The 20,267-nt window shown below is 59.0% G+C and carries 12 protein-coding genes; all 12 read right to left on the minus strand.

The window, feature by feature from the left end; genetic code table 11:
- Window positions 1-22 precede the first annotated feature (22 nt).
- Window positions 23-2,956: a TIGR00180 family glycosyltransferase gene (locus tag BLT00_RS18165; protein ID WP_092144987.1), complete on the minus strand. Its 2,934-nt coding sequence runs from the start codon at window positions 2,954-2,956 to the stop codon at window positions 23-25.
- Window positions 2,957-3,007: 51 nt separating this feature from the next.
- Window positions 3,008-3,745, minus strand: a complete 738-nt coding sequence (locus BLT00_RS18170; protein ID WP_063322420.1) for a cephalosporin hydroxylase family protein — start codon at window positions 3,743-3,745, stop codon at window positions 3,008-3,010.
- A 15-nt stretch (window positions 3,746-3,760) separates the two neighbouring features.
- Window positions 3,761-4,831: a class I SAM-dependent methyltransferase gene (locus tag BLT00_RS18175; RefSeq protein ID WP_092144989.1), complete on the minus strand. Its 1,071-nt coding sequence runs from the start codon at window positions 4,829-4,831 to the stop codon at window positions 3,761-3,763.
- Complete coding sequence (locus BLT00_RS18180; RefSeq protein ID WP_092144991.1) at window positions 4,821-5,678, minus strand: NAD-dependent epimerase/dehydratase family protein; 858 nt, start codon at window positions 5,676-5,678, stop codon at window positions 4,821-4,823. The genes BLT00_RS18175 and BLT00_RS18180 overlap by 11 nt, the downstream gene beginning before the upstream one ends.
- On the minus strand, window positions 5,675-6,901 hold the full coding sequence (locus tag BLT00_RS18185) for a class I SAM-dependent methyltransferase (RefSeq protein ID WP_063322423.1): 1,227 nt from the start codon (window positions 6,899-6,901) through the stop codon (window positions 5,675-5,677). Before BLT00_RS18185 ends, BLT00_RS18180 begins: the two co-directional genes overlap by 4 nt.
- Window positions 6,898-7,458 (minus strand): dTDP-4-dehydrorhamnose 3,5-epimerase family protein, encoded by a 561-nt coding sequence (locus tag BLT00_RS18190; protein WP_092144993.1) that lies wholly within the window; start codon window positions 7,456-7,458, stop codon window positions 6,898-6,900. Before BLT00_RS18190 ends, BLT00_RS18185 begins: the two co-directional genes overlap by 4 nt.
- Window positions 7,455-8,537, minus strand: coding sequence for a CDP-glucose 4,6-dehydratase (rfbG, locus tag BLT00_RS18195; protein WP_092144995.1), 1,083 nt, complete (start codon window positions 8,535-8,537; stop codon window positions 7,455-7,457). Before rfbG ends, BLT00_RS18190 begins: the two co-directional genes overlap by 4 nt.
- A complete protein-coding gene (gene rfbF, locus BLT00_RS18200; RefSeq protein ID WP_063322426.1) occupies window positions 8,519-9,292 on the minus strand; it encodes a glucose-1-phosphate cytidylyltransferase in 774 nt (257 codons plus the stop codon). Before rfbF ends, rfbG begins: the two co-directional genes overlap by 19 nt.
- 214 nt (window positions 9,293-9,506) lie before the next feature.
- A complete protein-coding gene (locus BLT00_RS18205) occupies window positions 9,507-10,817 on the minus strand; it encodes an HlyD family type I secretion periplasmic adaptor subunit (protein WP_092144997.1) in 1,311 nt (436 codons plus the stop codon).
- Complete coding sequence (locus BLT00_RS18210; RefSeq protein ID WP_092144999.1) at window positions 10,817-12,556, minus strand: type I secretion system permease/ATPase; 1,740 nt, start codon at window positions 12,554-12,556, stop codon at window positions 10,817-10,819. The genes BLT00_RS18205 and BLT00_RS18210 overlap by 1 nt, the downstream gene beginning before the upstream one ends.
- A 271-nt stretch (window positions 12,557-12,827) precedes the next feature.
- On the minus strand, window positions 12,828-16,448 hold the full coding sequence (locus BLT00_RS18215; protein ID WP_092152544.1) for a beta strand repeat-containing protein: 3,621 nt from the start codon (window positions 16,446-16,448) through the stop codon (window positions 12,828-12,830).
- 166 nt (window positions 16,449-16,614) lie between these two features.
- Complete coding sequence (locus BLT00_RS18220) at window positions 16,615-20,181, minus strand: glycosyltransferase (RefSeq protein WP_092145003.1); 3,567 nt, start codon at window positions 20,179-20,181, stop codon at window positions 16,615-16,617.
- Window positions 20,182-20,267 lie beyond the last annotated feature (86 nt).

Consider the following 20,267-nt stretch of genomic DNA (forward strand, 5'->3'; position numbering starts at 1 on the left):
TGATTCCTTTTGCCTGGAGGGCTTATGCGAGCAACCGCGACCAGTCGACAGCCGTGGCGGTGCCCAGCGCAAAACCGGTGCCGGTCAAGGCCAGGTTCGGGTTGCGGGCGGCGTCATGCTCGAAGCGCGCCTGCCACTTCTCGTGCAAGGCGTCGGCCGCCTCCGGCGCATCAGGGAACGCACCGGTGTGCAGCATCTGGGCCTGGGGTGTCCAGACCGTGAGATAACCTGCGTCGGCGGTTTTCAGGCACAGGTCGACGTCGGCAAAGGCCTCGGCGAAATGATCTTCGTCCAGGCCGCCTACGGCTTCGAACAAGTCTTTACGGATCATCAGGCAAGCGCCCGACACCGCCGAGTAGTTCTGCTCCACTTGATGGCCGTTGAGGTAGCCCTTGGCGTCCTTGCGTTCGCCCACGAATACCGAGCCCACCTGCCCATCGGCAGTAAGCACCAGGCCAGCCTGGGTGGTAATACCGCGCATGTCCATTTGCTTGCTGCCGACGATCCCTACTTCAGGCCGCTGGGCCTGATTGAGCAGACTGTCGAGCCAGTTGGCGTTGATTACTTGCACCTGGGACGATAGCAGCACCAGATAGTCACCTTTGGCCTGGCCGCTGGCCCAGTTGTACAACGCCGAAGCGCTCAAGCGACGGTCGCTGCGCAGAATACGAACCCGTTCGCCCTTACCTTCCAGGCTATCCAGCCACTGGATCAGGTCCTCGGATTGGCTGTGGTTGTCGGCAATCACGATTTCATGACGTTGGTAGCGCGTACGTTGCAGCACGCTGACCAGCGCCTGCTGTACGTGCTCAAGGTTGTCCCGGCTTTCGAGAATGATCGACACCAGTGGCCGATCGGAGTGCTGGTAATCAATCTGGTACGTCAGCGGCTGCGCCGAGGTGACTTGGGGGCGGTACCCTCGGGCAGCCAGGTGACGTGTCAGTACCTGACGCTCCTGTGGGTTTTCTTCCTGGGCCGGAGCGTTGCAGATCAACAACGGCTCGGCCAGGTGTGCCAGGCCGGCCAACCCTGCGTCTTCAATCAGGCGCAACAACAGATCCAGCTCCAAGGCCTGGGTGTATTCAGCCGTAAAGCCGCGCGCCTGGGCCAGCACATCACGACGAATCAGCCAGTGCCGCGCCATCAGCGAAGGTACTGACTGCAACAGATCAAGGTTGACCCCCGGACGGAATACATCGGTGAGGCTGCCATCGGCCTTGCGCTGGATTTCATCCATGGCCACGGCGCGCACACCGTCGGCACCGATCAGCTCGAGGCTGGCGCGCAGCAAGCCGCTTTGGGTGAACTGGTCACCGGCTTCGGCCAGCAACAGCCAGTCGGCGGTAGATTGCCCGACGATCTGATTGATGCGTTCGACGTAATTGGTGGTGCTGACTTTGACGAAGTGCACGGTGTCACGCACGGTGGTGGTCGCTGGCAAGTCACCGGTAGTGAACACCACTACGTTGAATGCTTTGCAATGGCCGTTGACCAGACTGTCGAAGGTAGCCTGCAACTTGAACATATCAGCGTCCAGATCCAGCAGCAGGATGCCAAACCGCGGTCCTCCCTGATGCTCGGCCAAGTGGGCGGCGATGGACGTGAGTTGCCGTTCATCAGGGTTACGTGCTTCAAGCCAGCTCAACAAGCGACCGGAGTGCATGTTCTCCAGTAACCGACGATCCTGCTGCCCAGGCACCGAGTCCAGACGCTCGAGCCACGCTTGCAACCTCACCGCCTCCTCAGGCTCGTCGCTGTTCTTCAACGATTCGGCCAAACGCTTGACCACGGTACGGTTGAACGCGTACAGGCCTTGGGCCTCCCACAAGCGACTGCGCACCGTGCGCTCGTTGTCATTAGGATGCACGCGCATCAGTTCATGCTGGCGCAGCAGAATACCTTCCAATTGCTGGAGCTGCAGGCGACCGGCCGGCATGGCGTGCAGCAGGAATTCAAACTCGGTCAGCAGATCGAATACCCGCTGGTTGTAAAAAGGCATCTCGACAAATTGTTGCGGGCCAAACGAACGCACTGGCTCACTACCGGCCTGCGGCCAGGCCGAACGAATGATCTGTGTACCCTTGAGTGAACGCCCTTGCTGCAGGCAGTCAGCCATGGCCGCGAAGCTGTCCAGAGCAATCTGCTTGGCACGTCCGTGCGCTTGCTCGCGCAGCGGCGTTGGAAGAGATGCCAGGAACTCGGCAAATTGCTCGCGCTCGGCAACGCTTTTGGCGTCCTGGTAGCTAAGCACGGTCAACACATTGGTGTTGTGCTCGGAACCGCCGTAATTGGCCTCGCGAACGGCAAATGGAATCGGCAGGATCCGTGCCTTGGCGCAAGCCAACAGGTAAAAGGTATGGCCAATTTCCTGCCACTCGAAACTGGTCCCTGGCGGCAGCATGCCGTACCACTGTTGCAGCAGGTCAGTGCGGGTCACGGCGTAGAACGGCGGCAGGAACTGATCCATGAAACGGATCACACGGTCCTCGGCCAGTTCGCTGTCGTAGTCCTCATGTACCTTGCGGTCACGGCGGAAGTAGCAGACTTCCGTGGCGCAGGACAAATACATGATGCCGTAGCCGTGGCAAAGGCCGTAGTCGGGATTGGCTTCGAGAAACTCCACCGACTCGGTCAAGGCATCGTGCAGCAGGAAATCGTCATCAGCGGCGAACACCATGTAAGGCGTCCTGACCTCGTTGACGCCATAGGTCAGTTTTTCCTGAAGCCCTTTGTAGGTGAACTGAGGCAAATGGCGATAATCAACCGACGGAAAATCACGAGCGATTTGCTCATCGCGCTCAACCGACGAATCAAGCACCAGCACCGAACAGGGGTAGCTGCTGTAGTAATGCAAGGTACGCCGCAGGAATGCGCTGCGGTTGTGGGAGATGACCACCACGGTGAACCGCTCGCTCAGCGGTGCCACGTTGTTTTGAAGCATATTTCGAACCTGCATATTTCCTAGTCCCCACAACCTGCCAGACACCAATGACTTGAAACGGATGGATTAACGAACCCGACGCAGATAACCATCCGGTGCAACAGTGATCAGCAGCTTGTTCTGCAGTTGCTGGTCAATTTCAAAGCAGTCGTTTTCTTCAAGGTATTTCCACACAGCGGTTTTCGGGTTATCACCCGGGCCCCATGGGCGATCCGGGAAAAAGTCAGCTGGCATGTCTTCCACCACCGTATCCATCACCACGCAATAGCTGCCCACCGAGACCAGTGGCGCATACAAACGCAGCTCTTCGAGCACATGATCATGGGTGTGGTTGGAATCGAGCACCAGAATGACTTTCTTGCCTTTGGCCGCTGCATGGACCTGCTCGGCGATGGCCGGATCGATGCTCGAACCTTCGATCATCGAGATGCGCTTGCTCATCGGGTGGCTCTCGATGGCTTCGCGATTATGGGGACGGATATCCAGGTCGATGCCCAGCACTTCGCCATGGCCCTGCAGCTCCAGCAACGAGGCGTAATAAATGATCGAACCGCCGTGGGCAATGCCGCATTCGATGATCAGGTCAGGCTTGATCTGCCAGATCAATTCCTGCATCGCCATCATGTCCTGTGGCAACTGGATGATCGGCCGCCCCATCCATGAAAAATGGTAGCTGTACTTGTGGCGGGCCGATTCGTTGAAAAACTCCTTGGCCAAGCCGACGAGTTTCTGGTCTTGGCCTTGACCGGCGATTTCGGTCTGGCATTGGGCTTCGAAAGCTTTATGGATAGTGTTGTCGGTCATTTTCGAATCTCGCGGTTATTGGAACGAAGCGCTGTCAACGGCGTGGTAGACATAGCGCCCACCGGTCATCCGCTTGATCTCTTCGAGGTAATTGGAATTCATTACAAATACGTGCGCCCCTTCAGGCAGAGCACCCATCGCCTCCTCAGGCGAGGAAACCCGCACACCACTCAACGGCAGATACCGACCTTGCTTGGCCGGGTTGATATCCACCACGCAGTCCACTGCAACACCGGCTCGTTGCAGGAATAGCGAGTAGATCACGCCCTTGGAGGAGGCCCCCCAGATCGCGGAGCCTTGTTGCGGCGCAGCCTGAACAATCTGTACGGCGCGACCGAGGCTGGCGGTGAATTCGTCGGGCAATTGCAAGGCTGGAACGGGCTGCCCCGGCTTCAGGCGCAATGTGGCCAGATCGGCAACGATGTACAGGTACTGACCGCCGAACAGGTGCCCGGCCTCATGTACCGTACCGAACATCCGGCTCAGGTCATCGAGGCGGAAATAATTGACGTGCTCGTAGAACAGGTCGAACCAGGCACGATGCTCCAGAATCCAGTCCAGGCATGGCACTTCGATATAAATCTGCCCACCCTGGTTAGCCGCTGCGATTTCAGCCAGGAAAGCCACTGGGTCCTGGATATGTTCCAGTACATGACGCAGCACCACCGCATCGGCCGACAGGCCCAGATCGCGAGTGAACGGCGCCTTGATTACGTCAGCATTGTCGCCTTCATAAGCCGGGTCGATGCCGGTGATGGCATAGCCCCGCTCTTTGAGCAGCTCCAGGAAATAGCCTTTGCCACAACCGACCTCGATCAGTTCCTGGCCGCTGAAATGTCGAGCAATGATGCCCTCCACATCAGCCAGGTGCCGCTGGAACTGCCCTGAGTGGGCCTGTTCGTTCTGATAATCACTGTCATAGCAGAGCTTGTCCGCATCGAATGCCTGATTGAAGACCAACCCGCTCACTTCGTCCTGGACCAGGACCATGTCGGCACTCGCCGAGGCTCTGGCCGACTGCTCATCGGCGAAGGTACGGTTCTGCAGAACCGGAAGGCCGGTGGCCCGGTACAGCTCACGCATCATGTTCGGCTCCCAACAAGGTGTGCAAACGCTCGGCCACGCCCCAGAACGCCATGGGTTCGTGAGTCGGATAGGGGTAATGGCCCAGGTTCAGGCGAATGGCCGCGCCACGCTCGCGCAGCCGTGTTTCCACCAGCGAGCGAACCGACACTGGTACGCCACTTGAGCAATTGACGACACCATTGAACTCGCGCCGCGACAGCAGGCCCGCCAGATAAGCAGTGGCTGTTTCGATTGCCAGGTAATCGCGCAGCTGCTCGCCCCCGGACATATCGAATACCGAGGCTTGGGCATCGATGGCCCGGTCCAGCGCCGCGAGCAGGCTGCTGGGGTTCTGGCCGGCGCCGTGCAGGTAGAACAATCGTGCCCATTGCAAGGTAAACGGGTGCTCGCGCTGCAGGAGTTCAAGAAACAGGCGCAAGGTATTTTTTGCCAAGCCGTACGGGTTGGCCGGTTGCGGCGCAATCTGCTCATCGAGCGGCCCGCTCTGCAGGCCATACTCGAAGCAGGTGCCCGTGACCAGCACCTGTCCCACCCCCGCCACGACGGCTTGTTTGATGAACTGATAATCGGCCAGCAAGTTATGTTCGAAATGAAACAATGCCTGGTAATTCGGCAGTCCCGGCCACGCCAGATGCGCCAAGGCATCGACGCCCTCGACCAAAGCAGCGACGTCCAGTTCTGCTGCGTGGACATCGGTCGCGACGAATTCAACCCGCTCGAACCAGGGCAATGCCCTGGCCGGTTCCACGCGGCGCGCAACGGCCCGGACCTGACAACCTCGCGCGAGCAAGGCCGTGACCAGATGACGGCCGACAAAGCCGGTGGCGCCGGTCACTAAAACCTTCATAGCAGCGTCAACTCAGGCACCGCGATGACGAATTGCCCGCCCCATTGGCGAACCTCAGCCAACTGCTGGCTGACTTCGCTCAGCAAGTTCCAGGGAAGGACAAGAATGTAGTCGGGTTTCTCTATCGCAATACGCTCGGGCGACACAATAGGAATCCGACTGCCCGGCAAGTACTTGCCCTGCTTGTGCGGGTTGGCATCCGCCACCCAGGTCAGCAGGTCCGGCTTGACCCCGGCATAGTTGAGCAAGGTATTGCCCTTGGCCGCGGCGCCGTAACCGACCACACGCTTGCCATCGGCCTTGGCCTGTAACAGAAAGCGCAGCAACCCATGTTTGATGGCTTCGGCGGCCGGCGCCAGCGTGGCGTAGTACGCAGCGGTTTTCACGCCGGCATCCCGTTCGGCCTGCAATTGCTGTTGCACCGTCGCCAGCACTGGCCGGCGAATGCCGTCGGCCCGCTGGACGAACACCCGCAGCGAACCGCCATGAGTCGACAGTGGGCTGACGTCGAACACCTCCAGGCCGTTGCGCTCACACAAGGCCTGTACGGCAGTCAGCGACAGGTAGGAATAATGCTCGTGATACAGAGTGTCGAATTGCTGCCCGGCCATCAGCGTCAGCAGTTGTGGAAACTCGAACGTCGCCACCCCCGTCGGCTTCAGCAACGTGGCAAAACCTGCGAGGAAATCGTTGATGTCCGGTACATGAGCCAGCACGTTATTGGCCGCCATCAGATCGGCAGCCCAACCCTCACCCTTCAATTGCGCAGCCGTTTCGCGACCAAAGAACAGCTCACGAATCTCCAGGCCTTTCGCACGGGCAGCCTCGGCGGTGCTGTGGGTCGGCTCGACGCCCAGGCATGTGATGCCGCGCCTGGCGACGTACTGCAACAGGTACCCATCATTGGCGGCAATTTCCACCACACGACTATCGGCGTCCAGCCCAAAGCGCTCGACCATCTCGGCCACGTAGCGCTCGGCATGGGCCAACCAAGTGCTGGAGAACGAACTGAAATAGGCATACTCGGCGTCGAACAGGCTGTCGGCGCGAGTGTAGTCTTCGGTTTGCACCAGCCAGCACTGCTGGCACACAGCGACCTTGAGGGGTAGCCATTGCTCGGCCTGTTCCAGTTGGTCGGCCCGCACGTAGGCGTTGGACGGCGGTGACGTACCGAGGTCAATCAGTGGCAACGCCAGGGCAGTCCCGCAACCGCGGCAATTCATAGACACACTCCAGCGAAACGCCCATCGAGCAGGGGATGACTGCTGTCCCGGGTCGACAGATTATTGACAGGCAGCGGCCAGGCAATCGCCAGCCGCGGATCACTCACCGACAGGCCGCCCTCATGCTCCGGGGCGTAGTCGGCGCTGTGCAAGTAAAGCAGCTCGGCATCGTCGGTCAGGGTCTGGAACCCATGGGCAAACCCGGCCGGGATCAACAGGCTGCGGCCATCACCCGCCTTCAACTGCTCGGCATGCCAATGCAGGAACGTTTCGGAATCGGGTCGTAGATCCACGGCCACGTCCCAGACTTCACCCCGCAGGCAGGTGATCAGCTTGGCTTCCGGTTGTGCTGCATTCTGATAATGGAGGCCACGCACGCTGCCCCGCTCACGGGTGCAGGAATGGTTGATCTGGCGGATATGAAACGGCTGGCCGAACGCGCTCAGGCTGCCTTCGCAGAACAGCCGGGCGAAATGCCCGCGCTGGTCTTCGAAGCGCTTGTGCTGGACGCTGAACAAGCCGGCCAGCGGCAATGCCTTCAATGCGAACTCGCTCACAACGTGCCTCGGTACAGGTTCAACTGACCCAGCGTGACTTGGCGCATGTCATCGCCGTTCTGCCACGCCAGATGCCAATCAAGGGTTTGGGCAAGACACTGCTGCAACGACCAGCGCGGCTGCCAACCCAGCAATTGCCGGGCGCGGCTGCTGTCCAGACGCAGCAGGCCAGCCTCATGTAAGTCGCTCGGTTCGATGCGCAGGCCGGGCGCTTGCGGCCAGCGCTCGGCCAGTAACTGGACGACTTCGCCAACGCTGCACATGTCCGCTTCGCCAGGGCCGAAGTTCCAGGCACCGGCAAATTCCGGCCCCTGCTCATAGAGGCCAGCGGCCAACTGTAGATAACCGGCCAACGGCTCCAAGGCGTGTTGCCACGGGCGCACGGCTTGTGGATAACGTAGCGTCACCGGCTCGTCCGCCGACCAGGCCTTGAGCACGTCCGGAATCAGGCGCTCGGGGGCAAAATCACCGCCGCCCAATACGTTGCCAGCCCGCGCCGTGGCCAAGGCCAGGCCGTGCTCAGCGAATCGCTCGGCCGAAAAGAACGACGCGGCATAAGACTGCGCCAGCAATTCGCAGCAGGCCTTGCTACTGCTGTAGGGGTCGTGACCACCCAAAGGTTCATTTTCGCGATAGGGCCACAGCCATTCCTGATTGGCGTAGACCTTGTCGGTAGTGACCAGGACACAGGCGCGTACGCCGCCAATCTGACGGATCGCTTCGAGCAGGTTAAGGGTGCCCATGACATTGCTGGAATAGGTACCCAACGGATCGCGATACCCCTCACGCACCAACGGCTGGGCCGCCAGGTGCAGGACAATCTGCGGCTGCACGTCGGCAAGCACTTCCAGCAAGGCACCAAGGTCACGCAGGTCAGCACGCCGATCGTCGATGCCCTCGCCCACCCGGGCCAACTCGAACAGGCTCGGCTTGGTGGCCGGGTCCAGGGAAAAGCCGCAGACCTGGGCACCCAGGCTTTGCAGCCACAACGTCAGCCAACTGCCCTTGAAACCGGTATGACCGGTCACCAGCACCCGCTTACCGCGCCAGAACTCCGGGTTCAGTCCCATTGCTTCCATGGAGCCTCCCCGCTTTGCCACAGGGCTTCGAGGTGGTTTTTATCCCGCAGGGTGTCCATGGGATGCCAGAAGCCATCGTGCTGGAACGCCTGGAGCTGCTGCTCGGTCGCCAACTCCGCCAGCGGCTCGGCTTCCCAGGAAGTCTGGTCGTCAGCGATATAAGGCAGGACCTTCGGCGAGAGTACAAAGAAACCACCGTTGATCCAGCCACCGTCACCCCGGGGTTTTTCAGTAAAGCCCAGGACCGTATCGCCATCGCGTTCAAGCGCGCCGTAGCGTCCGGGAGGCTGGACTGCAGTCACCGTGGCCAGCTTGCCGTGTGACAGATGAAAATCCACCAGCGCACCGATATTGAGGTCCGAAACACCATCGCCATAGGTGAAGCAGAACGCCTCTTCATTTTCCAGGTAACGGGCCGCACGACGCAGCCGTCCGCCGGTCATGGTGTCTTCACCAGTATCGATCAGGGTCACGCGCCACGGCTCGCTGTAGTTCTGGTGAACGTCCATGCGGTTGTTGCACATATCGAAGGTGACGTCGGAGGTGTGCAGGAAGTAATTGGCGAAGAAATCCTTGATAGCGTAGCCCTTGTAGCCCAGGCAAATGACGAAGTCGTGGATTCCATGGGCGGAATACTGCTTCATGATGTGCCAAAGAATTGGCTTGCCACCGATTTCGATCATCGGCTTGGGCTTGAGGTGCGACTCCTCGCTGATCCGCGTACCGAGACCACCTGCCAAGATAACTGCCTTCATCGTCTCCCCTCTTGTTCATCACCGGGCTCGGCCAAGCGTTGTTTCGCTTTGCGGGCGCGGGGATTACACCTTCGATGCCGATCCGGACGCCGCGATGGGCCGCGAGCGCTCGTTTTATGGCGATATGAGGGGGGCTTGCAGGAAACGCGCCAGCAAATCCTGGTATCGAAAGCTCTAGCGTTCATAACCTCGCCAAGCCATTCAACGTTAAAAACTAGCCCTCTCTGAATGCTCGCTGGGCATGGTCGCTGATTGGTTTGAGCAAGTAAGACATGACGTTTCTGGAGCCGGTCTGGATCATCGACTCAACCGGCATTCCCGGCACCAGGGCTAGCCCTTGCAGCTTCGCCAATTCGCTTTGAGGAATTTTGATACCCGCCCGATAGAACCCCGCCCCTGTGCGCTCATCCTGAATCAGATCTGCTGACAGTCGCACCACGGTGCCGGTCAGTTCGGGCGTGGTGCTGCGGTTGAACGCGCTCAAGCGCAAGGTCGCGGATTGCCCGACCGTTAGCTGGTCAATGTCTTGGGCACTGATTTTCGCCTCCACCAGCAGTTCATCGTCGGCGGGTACGATCTGCATGAGCCCCTCGGCCGGTGAGATGACGCCACCGATTGTGTGGACGGCCAATTGCTGCACGCGTCCGGCAATAGGCGAGGTGATGTCGATGCGTTTGAGCTGATCGCTGGCAGTGATTTCCCGCTCGATCAATTCGCCCTGACGGGCCAGCAAATCTCTCAGTTCCTGGGACACTTCACTGCGGAAAGTCTGGTCAACCTGGAGTCGTTGCAACTCGGTTTCGGCGATCTTGCCCCGAGCCTCGGCAATGGACGCCATCAACTGTCCCCTCTCTCCGCGCAAGCGGGCAATACCTCGAGCCAGGGCATTGACCCGATCGAGAGTCATCATGCCTTTGTCGAACAGTTTCTTGACGGCCTGGTATTCGCTATCGATCAGTTCGATTTCTTCCAGCTTGGTTTTCTGCTGGATGTCGTGACCGGCAATGGTTTCGTTGAGTTGCTGGACACGCTCGCGCAGTTGCTTCTTCTGGCCTTCGCGGGAAGCGCGCCGGTCAAGAAACAGTTGCTGCTCTATAGCCATGACCGACTCGGCCTCCTCCAGGCTCATGCGGGACAGCAACTCCGTTGGTACCACTACCTCGCTGGCATCGTCCCGCTCGGCCTCCAGGCGAGCCAGACGCGCCCAAGCCTGGTTCAAGGATTTACTGACAATGGCCTGGCTGGCGGCGGGCAATGTGGCATCAAGGCGCAACAGCACGTCCCCTGCCGCGACTGTCTGCCCTTCCTTGATCAGTAATTCGGCCACCACACCTCCGGTAGGATGCTGAATCGTCTTGACGCTGCCCTCCACGGCCACTACCCCCGAGGCAATGACTGCACCAGACAGGTTGGTCAACATCGCCCAAGTCAGGCTTCCACCGAGCAGCAGCACCAATGACACCGCCCCCCAACGCAGATGACGGGATAAAGAATCGGTCAGATTGGCTTCTTGATCGGCCTGCATCAGTTGGGCACTCCCAATTCCACGACATTGTTGGCGGGCCTGGGAACTGGTGCAGGCGGCCTTTTAAGGACGACATCCTTGGGACCGAAAGCTGCCTGCATGCCGTTTTCGAGAATCAGCACATGGTCAATCACTGACAAGATACTGGTGCGATGGGCAATCACCACCACGATTGCACCACGAGCCTTGAGCGCCAGGATGGCCTTGGCCAGCGCCTGTTCGCCTTCGGCATCGAGGTTTGAATTTGGCTCGTCCAGCACCACCAGGAACGGATCACCGAATAAAGCCCTGGCCAGTGCCACCCGTTGTCGCTGACCGGCCGAGAGGTTGACTCCGCCCTCGCCTACTTGGGTTTCATAGCCTCGGGGCAACTGCAGGATCAGCTCATGAACCCCGGCCAATTGCGCAGCGCTGACAATCGCGCTGTCCGGTGCCGAAGGGTCTAGGCGGGCGATGTTCTGGGCGACGGTTCCGGTAAACAGCCCAACGCTTTGCGGCAGATAACCGATCAACTTGCCTCGAGCCTGTTCGGTCAGCAGATCCAGCGGCGCGCCATCGAGCCGGACATGCCCCCGCGCCGGGGCCCAGGCGTTGACTAGGACCCGCGCCAATGACGACTTGCCCGATGCGCTCGGCCCCACCACCCCCACGGCAGTGCCCGCGGCGACCAGGAAGTTGATATTTTGCAAGGTCAGGCGCTGCGCGCCGGGTGGCGCGGCGAAAACACTTTCGACCTGCAAGTTGCGATGGGCCGCAGGAAGCTCGGTCTTGCTCTGGGCATCCGGGAACAGCGAGAACACTTCCACTAGTTTCTTCCAGGCGATCTGGGCACCCAACAGGCTGCGCCACGAGGCAATGACCTGCTCCGCCGGTGCCAGCGTCCGCGCCACAATAATCGAGGCCGCGATCATCGTGCCGCCGCTCAAGTCGCCTTGGATCACCAGCCATGCACCCAAGGCCAGGGCAGCCGACTGAACGACCTGGCGCAGGGTTTTGGAAATGCCACCGTAAAAGCCACCAATGTCGATCGAGCGTCGTTGCAGGGTAATGAAGGTGCTGTGATTCTTCTGCCAGATAGTCGACGTGTTGGCCAACATGCCCATGGCCATCAGCGCTTCGGCGTTCTGGTGAGCTTGCTGGCCCAGGTGATTGCGCTTGTTCAACGCATCGGCCGACGCCTGCATCAATTTGCGGGTCTGCCGGTCAGTGAGTACGGTCAGCGCGATGAGGATAATCATCAAGGCGACGGTTAAAAGACCAAAGAGCGGGTGAATGTAAAAGCAGACCGCGAGGTAAACCGGCATCCACGGCAAATCGAAAAATGCCACAAGTCCCGGACCACCAATAAAACCGCGGATCTGATCCAGCTCCTGGGCCGGTTTCAAAGCGTCTCCGGTAATCGGCGTTTTCAGCGAAGCACCGGCAATCACGTTGAAGACTCTCGAAGACAGCGTCAGATCCAGCGAGGAAGCAATTCGCACCATGACTCGGGATCGAATGATATCCAGCAGGCCCGAAAGCGCATAAACCCCCAGCGCCAGTAGCCCCAGGGCGACCAGGGTCGGGACGCTCTGGCTGGGAATGACCCGGTCGTAGACTTCCAGCATGAACACCGGGCCAATCAGCGCCAGGATATTGATCACCCCGGAAAACAGCGCGGCGCCTATCAGCCCCCGGCGCAATGCCGATTTCAATGGAGGCGCAACAACAGGCGCACTGACAGCGTTAGGGGTTTTCAACTGTTATCCATCCCTTGGTTTTTCATGACATCCATGTCGCCAGTCAATACTGACTTGATGACAGAGGTCGTAAGGAAACTTGACGCTCTTCGAGCGCTTTGCGCTGGGCTGCAAGTTCCGCACCAGACAGTCCGTTTACGGCTGGACTCGCCTGCGTAAGATTGCGCCCATGCTGCGCGGGCAAATAAAAAACGCCTCTGGGTCTTATTGACCCAGAGGCGTTTTTGTAGCCCTGTCCTATATCAAGCACCCCGGGCAAGGGGGAACGCTGTTATGCGGGGATCGTAAAGACATCTCCATTAGAGGTATGGAACTGCTCGATGGTGTTGAAGCCCGCGTACCAATCCTGCAGCTTCACGCCCATGTCCGAAAGCGGTTGGCCTGAATGGTAGCTCGAGGTATTGAAGATATAGGCGTCATTGCCACTGCGCACGGTCGTTATCGTGTCCATCGACTCCATTCCGTTCAGCAACACCCGATCAAACCCTCCTGTACCGTCATCCTTGATCGTGACCTGGCCGTAGGTATCGATGACGTAGGTATCGTCATCCTGACCTCCATTAACGAACCCCTGACCACCTTCGGCGACAGTTAAAGTGTCATCGCCGGCCCCGCCCAACAAGCGGAAACCATCCCCTCTGCCCAACAAAATATCGTTGCCAGCCCCACCATCAGCAGTGCCGCTGAACACGGCAATGCCGTCGTTGCCTGCCTCTCCATAGGCCACTGCTCCGGTGTCCAGGTTGGCCGTGGTAAGCGCATCGTTGCCGAGGCCGCCATAGAGCTGATCGGCCTGGGCTACGTTGGCAGGGCCACCGGGAAGCATCGGGCCTGTAGCAGTGTACAAGCCGCCATAGATGTAATCGGCGCCATCGCCCCCGTAGATGGTGTCATTGCCCAGCCCACCCTCCAACCAGTTAGCCAGGCTGTCTCCTGTCATCGAATCATTGAACTGGCTGCCCATGACCCGCTCGATGTTAGTCAGCACATCACCCTGGGCGTCGCCGCCCTGGTGAATACCCGTCTGAAGGTTGATATCCACAGCGGCAGCACTGTTGATATACCAGGCTTGATCCACACCATCGCGACCATCAATGACGTCGGCGCCCGCACCACCAATAAAAATGTCGGCTTTAGCAGAGCCCAATAGCGTGTCATCGAAATCGGAGCCCTGATAGATCTCAATCGCGGTAAACGTATCGCCTGCCGCATCACCGGCATTCACATTGGTTGTCAGGTCGATGGTCACCGCGCTGGAGGACTGTTCATAGCTGGCCAGATCAGTTCCCAACGCGCCATCCACGCCCATCGCTTGCGAACCGCCGATGAAGGTGTCGTTAAAACCCGACCCACGCAGCGTTTCAATCTCTTGATAGGTATCGCCTGCTGCAATACCGGAATGGACGCCTGTGGTCATATTAAGGGTAACCGCTACCCGGCTATCGCCATAGCTGGCGACATCCACGCCTGCTCCACCAATGAGTTGATCTGCACCAGCAGCGCCGAACAGTACGTCGTTGCCGCCACCACCGATGATGATGTTATCGCCGGTGTTGCCGTACCCTGTGAATGCCACCGTGCCAGTGTGAGTCATCTTCTCAATGAACGGGTCCATGGTGAAGATGGCCTGATTAGTAAATACTTCGTCGAAGCCGCCATCGGCCAGCTCGACCGTCTTGTTCCCGCTGGTGTTGACAATGTAGACGTCGTCACCGAGCCCTCCCTCCAGTGTTACAGCCCCCCAGGCACTGGTGAACGTGTCATTGAACACCGTACCAATAACTTTTTCGATACCTTCCAGCGTGTCGCCATCGGCATCACCGCCAATCCCAGGCAAGCCTTTATAGACGCGAATATCGACATTGATCGCTTCGGCCGAGGTCGAATAATCCACCGTGTCTATTCCCAGACCACCATCGAAGCCAATCGCCAGACCGTCAGCTACAAAGGTGTCGTTCAAATTCGAGCCACGGATCACTTCGATGTCGGTAAAGGTATCACCAACTGCAATACCCGAATAAACCCCGGTTTTGAGGTTGATGTACATGGCCTCGCTACTGTCGGTATAACCGGCAACGTCCAGCCCCGAGCCGCCGAAGAACTGGTCGGCTCCGTCACCGCCGAACAGCACGTCGTTGCCTGCGCCCCCGATAATGATATTTTCGCTAGCGTTGCCATAGGCGGTGAAAGCGGCCGTTCCGGTGTAGGTCAGTTTCTCGATGAACGGATCCATCCTGTAGCTGGCCTGGTTGGTACGCACTTCGTCGAAGCCGCCATCGGCCAACTCGATCGTTTTGTTGCCGCTGGTGTTGACGGTATAGAGATCGTCCCCTGCCCCGCCTTCCATCGTCACGGCTCCCCAGGCGCTGGTGAACGTGTCATTGAATGCGGTACCAATGACTTTTTCGATCCCTTCCAGCGTGTCGCCCTCGGCATCACCGCCAGTTCCTGGCAGGCCTTTATAGACGCGAATATCGACATTGATCGCCTCGGCCGACGTCGAGTAATCCACCGTGTCGACGCCCGCGCCGCCGTCAAAACCGATCGCCCGGCCGTCCGCCACAAAGGTGTCGTTCAAATTCGAGCCACGGATCACTTCGATGCCGGTAAAGGTGTCGCCAGTGGCAATGCCCGAGTGAACACCCGTCTTGAGATTGATGTTCACCGCCACCTTGCTGTCGGTATAACCGGCCACGTCCAGGCCTTCGCCGCCGAAGAGCTGATCGGCGCCGTCACCGCCGAACAGCACGTCGTTGCCTGCACCGCCAATGATGATGTTGTCGCTGGCGTTGCCGTAAGCAGTGAAAGAGGCCGTGCCGGTGTAGCTCAATTTCTCGATAAATGGGTTCAGGGTGAAAGTGGCCTGATTGGTGCGCACTTCGTCATAACCGCCATCAGCCAGCTCGATCGTCTTGTTGCCGCTGGTATTGACGGTATAAAGATCATCTCCGGCCCCGCCTTCCATCGTCACGGCGCCCCAGGCACTGGTGAATGTGTCATTGAACGCCGTACCGATGACCTTTTCGATGCCTTCCAGCGTATCGCCCTCGGCATCACCGCCAGTTCCTGGCAGGCCTTTATAGACGCGAATATCGACATTGATCGCCTCGGCCGAAGTGGAATAGTCCACTGTGTCAATTCCCGCCCCCCCATCAAAACCGATCGCCCGGCCATCCGCGACAAAGGTGTCGGCAGCGCCTGTCCCCCGAATTACTTCGATGTCGGTGAAGGTATCGCCCGCCGCGATGCCGGAATGGACACCGGTCTTAAGGTTAATGGTTACGGCCACTTTGCTGTCGGTATAACCGGCCACATCCAGCCCCGCGCCGCCAAAGAATTGATCGGCGCCATCACCGCCGAACAGCACGTCGGTGCCTACACCACCGATGATGATATTGTCGCTGGCATTTCCATAACCGGTGAAGTTGCCACTGCCGGTGTAAGCCATTTTCTCGATAAAGGGATCCATGGTCGCCACCGTCCAACTGGTACGCAACTCGTCGATACCTCCATCGGCCTGCTCAATGATTTTTACACCGCTCGTGGCAACGTTGTAGATATCGTTGCCAGCACCACCTTCAAAGGTCAAATTACCGATCGTACTGGTGAAACTGTCATCAAAGGCCGTACCGATGACTTTTTCGACCGCGACCAGCGTATCGCCCTCCGCATCACCACCGACCCCAGCCCGGCCTACACCGTTGCGAATATCAATGTCGATGGCAGCCGTCGAAGCGGAATAATCCACCGTATCGACCCCCGTCCCCCCATCCAGTCTGTCCGCACCAGTGCTGCCCAGGAGTACATCATTGGAGGCCAATCCATAGACCTCATCGTCATCACTGCTCCCGGCCAGTGTATCCGCGCCGCTCGTTCCATTTATCACTGCCATTTGCTTCTTCCTTGCTCTGTTGAGAAACCGGGTATTTTTTCAAGCAGCATTGGATAAAACCGCTCGCGATCAAAAGAAACTCATCTGCCTTTATCGGCTTGTGGGCATGGGGATTGAAGCGAAAAAAAGGCGACTAAAGTCGCCATTGTTCCAAGTTTTGTCAGAGCTAGTCCGGTAACCACCCCCACAACCAATGTTGCAGGTTCTTGCCGCTGAGCATGTAGTCCCGCAACACCGCTTCGCGCAGTTCATCGCCCATGCGGTAGCTGGCGTCAGGGTCGGCCAAGTGCATGCGGATTGCCGAGAGCCACTCCTCGGTGCTGTTGCTGCGTACTTTGGTACACGGTAAGAAACCGTCGTAGGCCTTGGTGTCGGTGCAGATCACCGGGTAGCCGCAGGCGCCGTACTCCAGCAAGCGCAGGTTGCTCTTGCAGTCGTTGAAGATGTGGAACTCCAGCGGCGCCAGTGCCAGGTCGAGGTTCAGGCTGGCCAGTTTGAACGGGTAAGTCTGCAACCCGACGGAGGCGTGGAACTCATGAATGTAGGGGCGCAATACTTCCGGGCACATCCCGAAGAACACCCACTCCACCTCATTGGCAAGCTCGCGGACGACGTCGGCAATGATTTCCAGATCGCCGCTGTGGCTGGTCCCGCCGCCCCAGCCGACCCGTGGCTTGGAGGATGTTCCGCGCCGGCTGCTCAACCGGGCCCATGGCTCGGGTCGCAACATGTTAGGCACCACGCGGATCTCGTTGTGCATGCAGGATAAGGCATCCGCCAGCGGCTGAGTTGTCACCACCACGCGATCACACAACGCGATACCCTCGCGCAACATCTGCTCGGTGTTGACCGGTTTGTTGCGCGTGTGGGTGTTTTTCTTGGGCGCGCTTACGATGTAGTCGTCGAGTTCAAAAATCCTCAAAGCGCCGGAATACTTCTTCATTCGTAGAATGTCGCCAGCAGCACCTTCGCTGTAGCGCCCCTGCAACACGATGGCATCTGGAGACAGCCGCTCGATTTCAACGGTCGAAGGCGACTCGTAGGCCACCCGGGCAATCACTCGACCGGCAGCTTCAAGCTCAGCCAGGGGGGCCGTGACGCGATAATGGCCAACTGCGGTGGCGTTGACTGGCAAACCAAGTACCAGTGGCAATGTACGGGTGCAAAACGGGTTCCAGTTACTGCGTAGCGAAGGTTCCAGACCGAAGCTCGACGCCCCCAGGCTCAAGGAAGGACTGTAAGCCGGGTCACGAGCAATCTGCGGCAGCCATTTGCGATAGAAAACTTCACGCTCGCGCTCCTGCAACGCTTCTTCCGGCTGGGCTGGCGATTGCTCGGTTGCTTGCATGACGCTGGCGTAAGGCGTCCAGACCACCAGATAGCCATCCTTACCTATGCGCAGGCACAAATCGACGTCACTGAGGCCCTGGGTGAACGTCGCTTCATCAAGACAATCGAGCTCTTCGAACACCTGCTTGCGCACCATCAGGCAGTCGCTGCTGACCGAACTCCAGTTCTGAGTGGTGTGCAGACGCTGCATGTAGCCACGCGAGGTCGCGGACTCGCCATAAAACGGTGATCCCACCGGTCCGGCCAACCCGAGGATCTGTCCTGCGCTGACAATCGTACCCTGGGGGCTGAGTATCCTTGCGCCGACCACCGCGACTTCGGGGCGCAAGGCATGGTTGATCAGTTCGTCCAACCAATCACTTTCGCAAATGACCATCTGTGGGCTAAGTAGCAACAAGTAGTCGCCCCGGGCCTGGGTCGCGGCAAAGTTACGCACCGCAGCCTCATTGTCGTCACCGGCGTAACGCAGCACGCGCAGCATGCTTGCGCCCAACTGCGCCATGTTCGCCAGCCAATCGAGCGTGGCCAGGTCTCGGACGCCACTGTCCACGATCAGAATTTCATAGTGGGTATAGGCCGTACGTTCGATCAGGCTTTCGGTACAACGCTGCAATGCTGCAAGCGAGTGACCGGTGCGCAGGATGATCGACACTAAGGGACGCGAGCCGTGTCGGTAGTCGATGCGATTAATCAACGGCAACGTATCCTGGCGAATCTCATGAACCGCCCCAATGCGGTCCAAGTGTGCCCCCACCATCGCGGCGTTGCCCTCGATGACCTCGGGCCTCGACAACCATTGGGCGAAGCTAAGGCTGGATTCCACCTGAATCTCGGCAATGTGCTCGATGGTCTGCGGGCCGGCCTCTTCTACCAACCGCCAGAGCAAATCGTGAGGTGCCAGCTCACCATGGGTCGGGTCGAAACCGCCCAAGGTCATGAAACGCTCACGTTCGAAGGCCAGGGCCCGGCCGACGTAAGGATAGGCGCGCATCAGGTCGAGGTTGAAATCAGGCTTGAATACCGGCTCGATGGACTCGCCGTTTACCAGTGCGCCCTCATCGCTGTAAGCGCAGAGAATTCCCGGCTTCCCGGCCACGCGTTCGGCCAGGATCAACAATGCTGAATCACGGAGGGTATCGCCAGCGCGCAGAAGATAGAACCAATGCGCGCCCTCCAACTGCGGGACAATGGCATTGAGTTGCCGCGCCCAATCGGGCTGATAGGGCAACTGCAACACCCGATCATTAGCCTCGCAACGGGCGTCGGAAAGCACCACGACAGCCTGGGCCGGATAGAGCTGGCCGTCTATACTGCGCAGCGTGGACGCCAATGCCACATCGTCACCGGCACCGTCGATGACAATGGGCACGATGTTCGGACGCAACGGCCAACTGTCGATGCGCGCAGGCATGACACGCTGTTCGACCTCACTGAAACGACGATTCGACAGCCATTCACGGTAGAACTCGGCATAGCTCTCGCTCTGGGCGCCTACCCGACCGTTGACGACGGTACTTCGGTTGCCCAGCACGCGGATTACGCAGAGCTCCTGCCAGGCATGAGGCTGGTCAGTGATTTTATTCAAATCGATGCAACGCACCCAACCCGAGGCTGGAGCCGCTTCACCGCTGCGCGCAACAAGCATCTGAGCCAGCCATTCCCACTCTAATTTGGCAGCCTTGAGCATCTCCGGGGTCTTGCTCAAACGCTCCGGGTAGAGGCGCTCAATGCTCAATACAGTGTTCAAGGCAATCAGATTGCCGCGTCGCATCAGACAGACAAACAAAGCAAAGTCGAGCACCGCAACAAAACCGGCACCGTCCTGAATCAGCGCGGGCAACAACTCCAGCACATCGGCGCGACGCATCAGGGCCGAACTGAAATTGCCAATGAAGTTGGTTGGCGTGCTCTCGAAAATCGCCAGCATGTCGTCGCCCTTGAGCAAGGCGTCATTAGGCGAGAAGCGGCAGTTGTCCACGCGGGGTGGCAAGATGAAGTTGCCTGCGTCGCACAACAGCCGAAGCGCAAACACCACGCTCACGTCTGCATGATCCATCAACGCCTGGGCCTGCATCGCAATGCTCGGTGCGAATAGGCGATCGTCATCGCATAGCACCTTGATGAACTCACCGCTGGCCTCTTCGACACACCGCAACAGGTTGCCCTGAAGCCCCAGTCGCTGCGGGTTTCGCAAATAGCGGATCGGATGGGACGGCTCAGGGAAGGAGTCGACGATCTGGCGAATTTCATCGCCTGGCGAGTCATCGCAAACGATTATCTCGATGTGTTCGTAGGTCTGGGCCAAGGCACTGAGCAGTGCCTGGTCAAAAAACCGAGGGTTGTACGCGGGGATGACGATGCTGACGAGCGGAAGTGACTTCACGGTTAAAACTCTCGAGCGGCGGGCACCGACCCTTTCGGATCGGCGCCCCGGAACCGCTTAAAAAAAGACGGTTGGCGGCTCGGTCG

This window comes from Pseudomonas sp. NFACC51, assembly GCF_900103575.1.
In the GTDB taxonomy this organism is placed as follows: Bacteria; Pseudomonadota; Gammaproteobacteria; order Pseudomonadales; family Pseudomonadaceae; genus Aquipseudomonas; species Aquipseudomonas fluorescens_Q.

Coding starts and splice junctions, on each gene's coding strand:
- BLT00_RS18165 (WP_092144987.1), bottom strand. CDS start 2,956: ATGCAGGTTCGAAATATGCTTCAAAACAACGTGGCACCGCTGAGCGAG.
- BLT00_RS18170 (WP_063322420.1), bottom strand. CDS start 3,745: ATGACCGACAACACTATCCATAAAGCTTTCGAAGCCCAATGCCAGACC.
- BLT00_RS18175 (WP_092144989.1), bottom strand. CDS start 4,831: ATGATGCGTGAGCTGTACCGGGCCACCGGCCTTCCGGTTCTGCAGAAC.
- BLT00_RS18180 (WP_092144991.1), bottom strand. CDS start 5,678: ATGAAGGTTTTAGTGACCGGCGCCACCGGCTTTGTCGGCCGTCATCTG.
- BLT00_RS18185 (WP_063322423.1), bottom strand. CDS start 6,901: ATGAATTGCCGCGGTTGCGGGACTGCCCTGGCGTTGCCACTGATTGAC.
- rfbG (WP_092144995.1), bottom strand. CDS start 8,537: ATGGAAGCAATGGGACTGAACCCGGAGTTCTGGCGCGGTAAGCGGGTG.
- rfbF (WP_063322426.1), bottom strand. CDS start 9,292: ATGAAGGCAGTTATCTTGGCAGGTGGTCTCGGTACGCGGATCAGCGAG.
- BLT00_RS18205 (WP_092144997.1), bottom strand. CDS start 10,817: ATGCAGGCCGATCAAGAAGCCAATCTGACCGATTCTTTATCCCGTCAT.
- BLT00_RS18215 (WP_092152544.1), bottom strand. CDS start 16,448: ATGGCAGTGATAAATGGAACGAGCGGCGCGGATACACTGGCCGGGAGC.